We start from the raw sequence: 11653 nt of genomic DNA, 5'->3' as shown, positions 1-11653 counted from the left end.
AGTGTCCATCCGGGAACAGATGAAGGCATTTGAATCGGTTGTGATTGGCTCGCCGCAGCGGGTTGAGGAAGAAGAGCGTCCATGTGGACGCCCGAGAACCGGCCCAGATACGACCGCAGCCAGCTGCGCTACCCGAGCGATCTGACCGATGAGGAATGGTCGATCGTCGGCCCGCTGATCCCGCGCGCGAAGCGCGGCGGCAACAGGCGGTCGGTCGACGTGCGCGCGGTGCTGAATGGGGTGATGTACATCCTGAGCACTGGCTGTCAGTGGGCGGCGCTGCCGAAGGATCTGCCGCCACGCAGCACGGTGAACGATTACCTGCGGCGCTGGGACGAGGACCGCACGCTCGACCGTGTCCACCACGCGCTCTACGCCTTGTGCCGCGAGCAGGCTGGACGCGAGGCCAGCCCGACGGCGGGGATCATCGATAGCCAGAGCGTCAAGAGCGCGGAAAAAGGGGGGCCTACATCGACCCCTCGGGCTACGACGCGGGCAACTTGCTGAAGCTCTACGCCGACGGCGGGTACCAGGGCGCCAACTTCCAGGCCGGGCTGCGCACGACCTGCCGCCAGATCAACCTCGAGATCGTCAAGCGATCCGAGTTGCGCAAGTTTGTCGTGCTGCCGAAGCGCTGGATTGTCGAGCGCACCATTGCCTGGCTGAACCGCTGCCGCCGATTGGCCAAGGACTGGGAGTGCCTGAACCGACGTGCACTTGCCTTCCTACGTTGGGCATCCGTCCGCCGCATGCTTCGAAAGCTATGTCAGAAAACCACATGATCTCGGACGGACTCTCAGCACGCCCCACGCCGCCCGCGGCTTCCCGGCCGAGGCGGAGGGCGCCGGCCTCGTCGTGCCGCGGGAGGGCTTCGCCGCCGCGCTCGGGTCGCTGCTCGCCGAGCCGGAACGCCGCGCCGCCCTCGCCGCGGCCGCCCGCCGGCACCGCGCGCGCCCGGAACGCCGGCACCCCCTGGACCGGGCGCGGGAGGCCGTGGCCGCCCTGGCGGCGCCGCACGCCGCCCCCTGTCCGCCCCGCCACCAGTTCGTGGCGGAAGGCGCCCCCTCCCCTGGCGGCGCGGACCCGCTGGACGCCGCGCTTGAGGGGCTGCGCGCCGCCTTCGCCGCCATCGACCCTGCCGGGCCGGGCGGCCCCCTGCCGCGTGCCGCCGCGCGCTGGCCGTCCTGGCCCGCGGCGAGCCCGCCTGCGCTCCCGGCCGAGGACCGGGAGACCCTGTTGCGCGAGGCGGAGGCCATCCTGGCCGCCTACGCGCCGCGGCTGCCCCTCGACGCCCCGCCCATGCCCTGGACGGGCTTCCTCCCGGACGAGCCGGGCCTGGCCGGCCGCGACACGGCCTCCCGCTTCACCCTGCTGGTCCCGGCCGGCGCGGCCTGGGTCCAGCTCCGCCTGGCCACGGCCCTCCCGCTGGACCTCCGCCTCTCGCTCCTCGACCTGGAAGGCGGCGCGCTCGGCGGGCTGCGCCCCCACCGGCTCCACCCCGGCCAGAGCCTCCTCGAACTGGACCGGCCCGAGGGGTCCGGGGGCCGTCCCGCGCGGCTGGTGGTCGAGGCTTCCGGCGGCGACCCAGCGTCCGGCGGGCCGCGGGTGCTGCAATTCGCTTGCGGCACGAGGGCGGGACCGTTCCCCCTCCTCGCCGACCTGTCGCGGGATGCGATGGACCGGTTCCGCGCCGAGCTTCCCGATTCCTGGTGGCGCGCCGCGCGGCAGGCGGCCGCGCACCGCCCCCTCTCCCGGAGCGGCCGCGGCGCGGAGGGGGCGCACGGCGCGAGGGCGGAGCCGCATGACGCCCTCCTCCGGCCGGCCGGGGCGCCGCTCCCCTCCGGCCTTGGCCTCTTTGGCACCCTCCCGAAGGAGGACCCCCAGGCCGAGGGATGCGCCGCCTCCGTCGACACCCCCTCCCCGGCCGTGGACGCCGTGCTGCTCCGGACGCGGGCCTTGCTGGAGGCGGCGCCGCTGCACCGGCTGGCCTTGGGGCGCCGCGCCCTCGGGCTGGACCGGCCCTACCTCCTGGCCGCGCGCCTTGGAGGCGGCCTGCCGCCGGCCGGCGACCTGCCCTCGCTGGCGGCCGGGCTAGGCCTCGACCTCGTGCTGGCCGGCGGCGGCCGGGCGCGACGCCTCTCGCCGGACGGCGAGGCGCGAGACGGCGCGGTGGCGCTGAGCGGCCTCGTCCGCGCGGGGGAGGCGGGCTGCCGGGCCCTCTGGCTGCCGGAGGAGGAGGCGGACGAGCGCGCGCTGATCGCCCTTGGCTGGCTGGCCGGGGTGCCGGTGGCCGCGGCCGCGTCGAACCCCTTCGCGCGGGCGGCGCTGCGACCCCCGGCCGACGGGCTGCTGCTGCGCCGGGCGGGCGCGGGCGGGCTGGAGGCCCTGCTGCGGGAGCCCGCCCTCGCCGAAGCCCTCGCGCGCGGCGGGGATCGCGCGCTGGCGGGTTGGCTTGGGTGACTGAGCCGCCGCGAGTTCAGCCCGCGGCGGCGTTCCAGGCGAGGTCGATGCGCCGGACGAGCACGCCGATCTTGCGCTCGTCCTCGCCCAGCCCGGCATCGGCGGGCGAGACGGGGTCGAGCCGCACGAGGGTGAGGCGAATGTTGCGAGGCTGGTCGGGCGAGGGCTCGTAGCGGAGGACGGCGCTCCCGGTCGCGAAGTCGTCGTTCTCGAAGGTCAGCTCTTCCGCCAGCCCGTCGTCGAGCGAGAGCCGGACCCGCGCCGTGCCCCCAACCGCGGTCCCGAACACCCGGCCGAGGACGTCGACGCGCACCTCGCTGGTGCCAGCCGGGGCCGCGACGATGACCTCCGCGCAAGCGGCCCGCGACCAGCGCCCGTCCGGCTCCGCCCCGTACCAGCCGTAGAGGTCGAACGCGCCCCCTTCGCCGGCGGAGGAGAGGTCGAGCGTCCGGCGGAGCGGGGGCAGCGGCACCGGGGCGGCTTCTCCGGGGCGCGGGATTTCCTGAACGGTCATGGCGCTGGATCGCGTGTTCGTGAGGCGCCGCTTGTCGTGGAAGCGCTGGGAAAAAGCAACCGGAACGGTGCCCCACGTGCCGCCTGGCCCGGCAGGTTCTCCGCGGGAGAGGCCCGGTGTAACCTGGACCCGTCGTCCCGGCCCGTGATGCGCGGGGGCGTTCGGGGGATCGGCGATGGCAAGGCAGCGGGCGCGCGGGGCGACAGGCCCGGGAGGGGCATCGTCCCGGGACGCGGCCGCCGGACGCCGGCCCGGCCGCCAATCCCCAGGCCGCGCGCCGCTGCGCCCCGTTCCGGCCTAGTCCCCGCGTCATGGGAGAGGCCCGTCTCGTCGTCGTGGCCGGGCCCGCGCGGTCCGGCATCGCCGCCCTCGCGGGCGCCGTCGCGGCGGCGCTGGAGCGGCCGGAGCGGGACGGCTCGGCCGCGCTCGCCCGCCTCCACCTTGTCGCGGAGGCCGCCCGGCAAGGGGCGGCCCGCTTCGCCGATCTCGGCCTGGCGCCGCCCGGGCCGCTCGTCACTCCCGGCATGGCCGAGGCGCTGCTGGCCGACCTCTTCGCCGGCGCGGGCGACACGCTCGTTCTTCGCGCGGCGGAGACGCTGCCCCGCGCGGCGGTGCTGCCGGGCCTGCGCCACCTCCTGCCGCTCCTGCCCGACGCCCGGGTGCTCCTCCTGCAGCGCCACGCGCTGGAGACGGTGTGCAGCCGCCTGCGGTCGCTGCCACGCATGCCCTTCGCCGCCCATTGCCTCGCCTGGAGCGCCGCGATGGCGGCGGGGCGCGCGCTGGCGGAGGAGGCCCCCGGGCAGGTCCTGGCGGTGGGACAGGAGGAGATGCTGACGCGCCCCGGCCCGCTCTCCGACCGGCTCGGCGCCTTCCTCGGCCTCGACGCCGCGGCCTCGGTGCGCGTGCTCGCGCATCTTCGCGCCCATCGCCCGGCGGGGAGCGGCCTCGACGAGGGCGACGGCCCGCCCGGCCTCGAGAGGCTCGGCTGGAGCACGCCCGAGAAGGCCCTCTTCCTCGATCTCTGCGGCCCCGCCATGGCCGAGGCCGGGCAGAGCGTCGGGTCCCTCGCCGAGGCGGTCCGCCGGGCGCCTCTGCACCTGGCGGAGCTCGCCCGCGACGGGGCGCTGCGGCTCTCCGGTCTCCGGCTCCAGCACCCGCCGGAGGCGCCGCCGGGGACGCTGCGCCTGCGGGCGGCGGGGGCGGGCCCGGCCATCGCCGTCTTCCCGGCCATCGCGCCGGCCGGCCGGAACCGGCTGCGGCTGCGGCTCTCGGGGCTCGCGGCCAACGGGGCGGGCGCCCGGGCGCGGGTGGAGGCCGTGGGCACCCTCTCCCGCGGCCTGCTCCTCGCCGAGGACGTCGCCCTGCCCGCGGGCGGCGTGGCCGAGCTCGACCGGGCCCTGTACAACCCTCCCACCATGATGGATCTCGTGATCAGCATGATCGAGGGGCACGAGGCGGGCGGCGGGCTTGACCTGCACGACCCGGTGCTCGTGCGGGGGCCGGGCCGGGAACGAGAGGCCCAGGAACGAGAGGCCCAGGAACGAGAGGCAAGGAACGGGCGGTGAGCGGACACTCTCTCCAGGACGCGGCGAAGGCGCTGGCGGCGGCGCTGGCCGGGCGGCTCGACCTGCGCGACACCGACCCCAGCGGCACCGCGGTGGACCAGGCGCTGCGCGCCCGCGTGCTCTCCTCCTACGCGCAGGAACTCTCGGGGCTGGCGCCGGAGGCCTCGGGCCGCTGGCTGCTCGAGCGTCTGGCCACCCTCGAGAGCCGGCTAATCGCGGTGCAGTCCGCGCAATGGCACGGCGAGGCGCCCGCGAGGCCGGCCGCCCCCGCGCCGCCGGCGCCCCCTCCCGTCGCGCCGGTCGTCGCGGACGAGGTGGTGCTGCCGCGGCGGATCCTCATGACCTGCGACGAGAGCCTGACGGGCGAGGGTTTCTACCCCCTCGAGCGCAGCGGCGAGGGCACGCCCTTCTACTGGCTTGGCCCGGCGCCCCGCGCCACCGTCCTCCTGCCGAAGCTCGCCACGCCGGTGGAGGTGCGGCTGCGGCTCCACGCCGCCTTCGTGCCGGAGGTCCTGCCCGAGATCCGCCTCTCGCTCGACGGCGGCGCCTGGACGCCCGTGCGCGTCGAGGAGGAGGCGGGCCGCGTCACGCTCGTCGCCGCGCCGCCGCCCGGCGAGGCGGCGCGCCCGGCCAGCATGCGGCTCGGGATCGACGCGGTCCGCACCGAGTCGCCGGCGAGCAAGGGCGAGGCGGACACCCGCCAGCTCGCCATCGCGCTCGAGCGGATCGACCTGTCGACGATCGGTCCCGCCGGCGGCTGAGCCGCCCTTACCGGCGAGGGGGCAAACGGGCTCCCTCGCCACATGCCCGCGCCGGCGCACTCTCCCTCACGACAATATCATTTTTTGCGATATAGTGTCGGGGATCACGTCCTGACCGGCGCCCCGACGACCGGGCCCCGGCCGACCGGGGAGCAGGCAGCGGTGCGCGACGGCGGCACGCAGAGGAGGCAGGGGGCTCACGACGCCCTGGATGCCGCAGGGGGGAGGGCGACGGCGCTGCGCGCCGACATCCTGGCGCGGTTCTTCTCCTCCCATCTCGCGCCGGGGGACGTCGTCGCGCTGGCCGGCCCCGTCGACGGCGCGAGCCCGCTGGGCGTGGCGCGGCGCGTCGCCCCCGGCGGCAGGCTCCTCGTCTTCGAGCCCGTGGCGGCGGCCGCCGCGGCGCTCCGCGCGGGGGCCGAGCAGGCGGGCCTCGACGAGATCCTCGACCTTCGCCCCGCCACCCTCGCCGACTTCAATGGCAAGGCCGGGCTCGGGGTCGCGCCGGGGGCGGAAGGAGCCTGGTCGGCCGCGATCCGGGAACGCGCCGGCGCCCTCCCCGCCAATGGCCTGTTGCGCGCCGCGCGGCTGGACGATGCGCTCGCCCCTGGCACGCGGCTCCGCGCGCTGGCGCTCGCCCTCCAAGGCCGGGAGGCGGCCGCCCTCCGCGGCGCCCGGCGCGCGCTCGCGGAGGGGCGGCCGCTCCTTCTCCTGGGAACGGGGCACGGGGTCGGCGCCGTCCTGGAGGAAGCCGGCTACGAGGCGCACGACCTCCTCGGCTTCCCTCTCGCGGCCGGGGAGGCGGACGCGGCGACCGGCTGGCTGCTCGGCCTGCCGCGCGAGGACCCGATCGCCCGGGGCACGCTGCACGGCCTGGTCGACGACGTGGCCGACCGCCACGGCCTCTCCGTCCTCCTGGCCTGAGCGCGGGTTCGGACGGCACCGGGGATGGGGAGCACGATGCAAGGCGCGGCCGGAATAGGGGGAGCCGCGGGCGAGGCAGGGGACGCCCTGCGCGTGGCCGAGGCCTCGGTCAGCGACCGGGGGGTGCTGCGCGTGCGGGCGCTCGTCCTCGGCGACGCCGGGGACCTGCCGGAAGGCGCCGAGGTCGCGCTCGACGGCGTGCCGCTCGGCCGCGCCCTCCGCCAAGCCGTGGGCCCGGGCCGCTTTGCCTATCTCCTGGTGAAGGATCTCGGGGAGCACCCGCCCGCCCCCGGCGGTCGCGTGACCGTGACGCCCGACGGATGGGCGCTCGCGCCCGCGCCCGCGCCGCTCACCGGGCGGCTGGGTCCCGCCGCGCCCGGCTGGTTCGCCGACGCGACCTGGACGGCTTCGCCCGACGTGCTGGCCGCGCTGGTCGACCCGCGCCCGGCCGCGCTTCTCCTGGCCGATGCGCTGCCGCAGCAGGGCGCGGCGGATTGGGTCTCCCTCGCCAACCTCGCCGCCGCGCTGCGGCGGGCGGGGCGGCGGACTGTCCTTCTCCATTACGGGCGCGCGGCCGATCTTGAGGATGACTTGGGCGAGGTCCTGCGCCACGTCGACCTGCTGCACCACCACAGCATCGCCGCGCCGGCGCGGGCCTGGGACCCGGAGGCGCCGGGCGCGATGCCGGCGGTGGACCAGACGCTGGTGCCGGTCGTGGCCGGGGTCGCGGCGGCGAGCGGGGCCGAGCTGGTGGTCGCGGCCTCGACCACGGCGCTCGGCCTTCTCCGCCGGCTGCCCGCCGGCCTGCCCAGCGCGGCGCTGCTGCCGCGGCGGCTCGCCCTCGCGCCGCGGCGGATCTTCGCGCCGGTCCCGCGCGAGAAGGCGGTGGCCGCGCTGGGCGGGCTCCTCGCCGGCAGCACGGCGATCGTGGAGGACGAGGGGCTCGCGCTCGAGCTCTCGCGCTGGCGACCGGGCGCGCGCGCGGCCGTGCTGCCGCCCGAGGCGGCCCTCGCGGGGGCGGACGCGGCGCCGCCCTGGGACGCGGAGGGCTTCGCGTCCGAGCTGGGCCTGTCGCCGCGGCCAAGCGCCGGGGCGGCGCCGGGCTTCCTGCGCCGTCTGCTGGCCCTTCGCCTGGGCGGGCCGGACGAGCGGGAGGGCGTCGGCCTTCTCGTGCAGCCGGGGCAGGCGCAGGCGCCCCTGCTCGCCGCCGCCTTCACGGCGCTCCGCGGCCCCGGCCTCGTCTTCGCCCGGAATCCCTGGCCAGGCCTGCCCGGGCTGCGGCCGCTGGCCGAGGCGCCGGGCCTGGGCGTGCGCGCCGTGCTGCTGGAGCTGCCCGAGGAGCGCGCCTCGGCCCTGGCGGCGATGGAGCGCGTGGTGGAGAGCGGCCTCGCGCCCCTGCCGCTGGCGCCGCGGGCGGGCTGGACGGATCGGGCGGGGCTGGCCCGCTGGCGCGGCGCGCGGCCGGGCGCCACGGCCTATGTGGGGCCCGGCCCGGCGCCGGCGGAGGCGGACCTCGTCCTCCTCCCGGGAGCGGCCGAGGCGGGGCGCGCGGACGCGGTGGAGCTGAGAGGGCCGGACGATCCCCGCCGCGGCGCGCTGCTCACGGTCTTCGACGCGGGCAGCGACTCTTTCTGGCGCCGCCCGCCGGCGCCGGCGCTCGGCTACGATCGCGACGACGCGGCGGTCGGGCTCGACATCGAGGCGGGCCTCGCCGTCGCGCACCCGGCCGTGCCCATGCTGGCGCTCGCCCGGCTGCTCGGCTGCGCGCGGGTGCTGCTGCCCGTGGACCTGCTGCCGGAGCCGGCGCTCGTGCCGGCGCTGCGGGCGCTGGCGGCGGCCGGTATCGCGGTCGGGCCCGCGCCATGACCCCGCTTCGTGTGGCGGTGTTTGTGACGAACGCGGCGGGGGTGTACGGGGGCGGGCGGCTGGCGGCCTACGTGCTGGCGCAGTGCCTCGCGCGGGCGGGCGCGGCGGTGGCCTTCGTCACCAACGCCTGGCCGGTCTTCCACGAGGAGCTCCGCCACCTCGCCCACCCCGCCCAGGTCGCCTTCCACCTCACCCGCGACTTCCTGCACGACCTGCCCGAGGGCGCCTTCGACGCTGTCCTCCTCGTGCCCGGCCAGTCCCAGGACCGCGCCTTCTACGCCGGCGCCCGCGGCTTCGCCCGGCGCCGCGGCGCCCGCCTCGTCCTTTTCAGCTTCGAGACGCCCAACTGGTTCAACCAGCTCGCCCCCCAGCCCCGCGACGAGAGCCTCTGGCGCGAGTGGCGCGCCTGCCTCGAGGACGGCTGCCTGGTGCTGGCCAACTCCGCCCAGTCCGAGCGCTTCGCCCGGCGCTACTACCTCGACCACCCCACGACCACCGCCTTCGCCCACTGGCACCAGCCCATCAACACCGCCGCCCTCGCCCGCGCCCGACCGCAGTTCCGCGAGCGGCGCCTCGTCGCCTTCCTCCGCCCCCGCGACCCCCACAAGGGCGGGCAGGACCTCCTCGACGCCCTCTCGGACGACCTCCGCGGCTGGACCCTCGTCCTTCTCGTCGGCGCCGAGCGCCTCGACGAGGGCTACGCCCGCGCCCTCGAGGGCAAGGCCCGCCGGCACGGCATCGCCACCGAGACACGAACCCTGCTGTCGGACACCGAGAAGTTCGTCGAGCTCCGGCGCGCCCGCCTCCTCCTCTACCCCTCCCGCTTCGAGGGCTACGGCATCCCCCCCATCGAGGCCCTCGCCTGCGCCACCCCCTGCGTCTGCTACGACCTGCCCGTCCTCCGCGAGGTCTGCGGCGACGCCCTCCTCACCTCGCCCCCGGGCGACATCCCCGCCCTGCAAGCCAACATCCGTCGCGTCACCCGCTCCCACCCCAGCGACTGGCAGCACCTCCCCCACCACGTCCAACACGCCACCTCCCTTCTGAGAGCCGGGGAAAAGGCGCTGGACCTCCTCCGCGCGTATCGCGCGAGCGGGACGTCGCCGCCCCTTCCCCCGCCGGCGGCCGCCACCGCCCCGGTGGAGTGCGAGGCGGGCTGGGTGGCCGGCGGGCGGGAGGAGGCGAGCGGCTTCGTCACGGGCTGGGTCACGGCCGCCTCACCCATCGCGCGCCTTTACGCGGCGGTCGGCGGGCGGTCGCTCTGGGTGCAGGGCGGGCTCGCCGGCCCGGGGGCGGGGCGCGCGTCGGCCCAGGGCTTCGCGATTCATCTCGGCGCGGAGGACCTCGCGGCGCTCGACGCGGCAGAGGGGCGGCTCACCCTGTCCGTTGAGACGGAGGCGGGGACCGCGCTCCTGCCGCTGCGCCCCGCCTGGGCGGCGGTTCGGCCCGGCCGCGCCGAGTTCCCGCCCCCCGAGGCGCCGGGCGCGCCGCCGCGGGCCGAGATCCAGCGCGCGACCTGCGACGAGTACGGCGTCATCGAGGTGGAGGGCTGGGTGCTCGCCCAGCCCCGCGTCGAGGCGATCCGCGTCTGGGCAGAGGAGCGGCTGATCGGCGAGACGGTGCCCGACCGCGCGAGCCTCGGCGCGCACGAGCGGCACCGCGAGTACGGCGACGCCTTTGGCGGCTTCCACCTCGCGGGGCGGCTGCCCGGCCAGGCGCTGGCGAGCCCCCGCTACCGGGTGGAGTTCCTCGTGCAGGAGCGGGTGGTGCTCGCCCTGGGCGGCCATGCCCGGCCGCTTCGCCGGGCCGGCGCGGCGCTGGGCAGCGACGCGGCCCTGCTGCCCCCGGGCTTCCTGGAGGAGGCCGGGCGGGGGCCGCTCGTGGCGCTGGTGGTGGAGGACGGGCGGATGCTCGAGCCCCTGGAGGGCGCGGGGCTGCGCGCGCTTCTCGCCCATCTCCGCCGCCGGGGCTTCGAGATCCTGCTGCTGCTGCACGGCAATCCCCACCGTTTCGCGGACGACCTGCCGCGCTGGCGGGCGCTGGCGGAGGGCGTGCTGCTGGTGAACCCGGTGACCCCCGGCCCAACGTCGGCGCTGCCGGGCGTGCTGGCGTCCCTCGCCGCCGCCGCGCCGAGGCTGGCGGCGGTGATCGCCGACCGGCCGGGGCTGGCGCCCGCCCTCGCGCCGCTGGCTGCGCTGCCGGTGCGGCGCCTCGTGGTCGCGGGCGCGGCGCCCCTGCCGGCCATGGCCGATCCGCCGGTGGCGCTGCGTCTGGACTCCGGCGCCGAGGTTCCGGCAGGCCCAGCCGGGTGCCGGATCGGCTTCGACGGCTCGGGCCTGGCCGCGCAGGTGGAAGCGCAGGGCGCCCCCGCGCTGCCGGAGGGACCTTGGCTGGCGATCGACGCCACCCGGGCTCCGGAGGCGGCGGTGCTGCGGGAGGTGCTGTCGGCCGCCGGGGATGAGGCGCGGCGGCGGGGGTGGGGGCTCGCGCTCGTCGTCGGCCTGCCGCCGCTGGCCGCGGAGGCGCCGCTGCGGACGGGGCTGGGGCTTGGCGACGAGGTGGCGCTGGTCTGGCCGGTGGGCCTGGCGGCCAGTGCGCCGGGGGTGCGGATGCTCGTCCAGCCGCGGGGCGACGGGCCCGAGGGCGCCGTCACCGCCGCGGCGCTGGCGCAAGGGATCCCGGTGGTCTTGTGGTCCGGCGCAGCGGCGGAGGGCTGGGGCTTCGGCGGGCGGCGCGTGCTCGCCGCCCTGCCTCTGGGCGACCCCTACGGCGAGTTGGACGCTCTGCTGGCCGCGGGAGGGACCTTGCCGGACGGCTAGGCCCCTCCCGCGGCGCGGTCAGGTCACGCTGTACTCGTGCTTGCCGACGAGCATGTCGACGACGGTGGTGAGCCAGATCATGTGCAGGCCCTCGACCACGTTGTAGGCGCGCGAGCCGATCCAGAAGTCGATGTCCGCGAGGGCGCGGAGCGCGTTGTCGGGCGCGCTGCCGGTGAAGGTGACGACCTTGATGCCGCGCGTCTTGGCGTATTTCGCGGCGTTGACGGCGTTCTTCGAGTTGCCGGAGACGGAAATGAGCACGAGGACGTCGCCTTCCTCGCCGTAGAACTCCACCGCCTTGGCCATGAAGTTCTCGTAGCCGTAGTCGTTCGAGAGGCAGGTGATGAGGTTCGGCTCGTTGAAGTCCACCGCGCGGGTCCGGCCCTGCTTGGTGAAGTCCACCGCGCCGTGCGAGGCGATGGAGGCGCTGGCGCCGTTCCCGGCCAGCATCAGCTTGTTCCCGCTGGCGCGCACCTCGAGGCAGAGCTCGTGGAAGGCGACGAGGCTTTCCTTGATGCCCGGGGAGACCAGCCCCTTCTGGTAGAGGTCGTAGTAGTCATCGAGCCACGCGTGCCACGTCATCACGGCCTCTCCAGCGTCAAATCAATAAACCGTATAGCGCGATAACATTCGTGCGATGACCAGGGTTATCGAGGCCTCGTTAAGCGTGACGTCGCGCGACGCTCGGACTGTTGCAGGAACGCATCGCCGGCCGCCCCGCTGGCCGCCTGGAACGGGCCAGAC

8 protein-coding genes and 1 pseudogene are annotated in these 11653 nt (G+C 76.7%); 7 read left to right on the top strand and 2 right to left on the bottom strand.

Annotation, left to right across the window (positions count from 1 at the left end; all coding sequences use genetic code 11):
- The first annotated feature begins 81 nt into the window (after positions 1–81).
- Together EAH89_RS04485 and EAH89_RS04480 are read left to right on the top strand one after the other, a co-directional pair.
- Positions 82–782, top strand: a pseudogene (locus EAH89_RS04485) (IS5 family transposase).
- Positions 718–2460, top strand: a complete 1743-nt coding sequence (locus tag EAH89_RS04480; protein ID WP_140881546.1) for a hypothetical protein — start codon at positions 718–720, stop codon at positions 2458–2460. Before EAH89_RS04485 ends, EAH89_RS04480 begins: the two are co-directional and overlap by 65 nt.
- Positions 2461–2476: 16 nt before the next feature.
- Here the strand turns inward: EAH89_RS04480 and EAH89_RS04475 are convergent, their stop codons facing one another.
- The gene (locus EAH89_RS04475; protein WP_140881545.1) at positions 2477–2932 is read right to left on the bottom strand and encodes a hypothetical protein; all 456 of its coding nucleotides are present in this window, start codon (positions 2930–2932) and stop codon (positions 2477–2479) included.
- A gap of 353 nt (positions 2933–3285) precedes the next feature.
- Here EAH89_RS04475 and EAH89_RS04470 point away from each other — a divergent pair, with 353 nt between their 5' ends.
- From EAH89_RS04470 to EAH89_RS04450, 5 genes are all read left to right on the top strand, one after another.
- Positions 3286–4539, top strand: a complete 1254-nt coding sequence (locus EAH89_RS04470) for a sulfotransferase (RefSeq protein ID WP_140881544.1) — start codon at positions 3286–3288, stop codon at positions 4537–4539.
- Positions 4536–5300 carry a hypothetical protein gene (locus EAH89_RS04465; protein ID WP_140881543.1) on the top strand — a complete coding sequence of 255 codons (765 nt, stop codon included), beginning with the start codon at positions 4536–4538 and terminating at the stop codon, positions 5298–5300. Before EAH89_RS04470 ends, EAH89_RS04465 begins: the two co-directional genes overlap by 4 nt.
- Positions 5301–5462: 162 nt before the next feature.
- Positions 5463–6224, top strand: coding sequence for a hypothetical protein (locus EAH89_RS04460; RefSeq protein ID WP_140881542.1), 762 nt, complete (start codon positions 5463–5465; stop codon positions 6222–6224).
- Positions 6225–6317: 93 nt separating this feature from the next.
- Positions 6318–8090, top strand: a complete 1773-nt coding sequence (locus EAH89_RS31110) for a hypothetical protein (RefSeq protein ID WP_161993474.1) — start codon at positions 6318–6320, stop codon at positions 8088–8090.
- On the top strand, positions 8087–10909 hold the full coding sequence (locus EAH89_RS04450) for a glycosyltransferase (RefSeq protein WP_140881541.1): 2823 nt from the start codon (positions 8087–8089) through the stop codon (positions 10907–10909). Before EAH89_RS31110 ends, EAH89_RS04450 begins: the two co-directional genes overlap by 4 nt.
- Positions 10910–10927: 18 nt before the next feature.
- Here the strand turns inward: EAH89_RS04450 and EAH89_RS04445 are convergent, their stop codons facing one another.
- Entirely contained in the window at positions 10928–11491 is a 564-nt protein-coding gene (locus EAH89_RS04445; protein ID WP_140881540.1) for a D-sedoheptulose-7-phosphate isomerase, read from the bottom strand.
- Positions 11492–11653: the final 162 nt, after the last annotated feature.

Origin of the sequence: Muricoccus nepalensis, from assembly GCF_006438825.1 — a bacterium.
Taxonomy (GTDB): Bacteria; Pseudomonadota; Alphaproteobacteria; order Acetobacterales; family Acetobacteraceae; genus Roseomonas; species Roseomonas nepalensis.
Note: the sequence above shows the minus strand (reverse complement) of the source record. Positions and strands in the feature narration are given on the sequence as shown.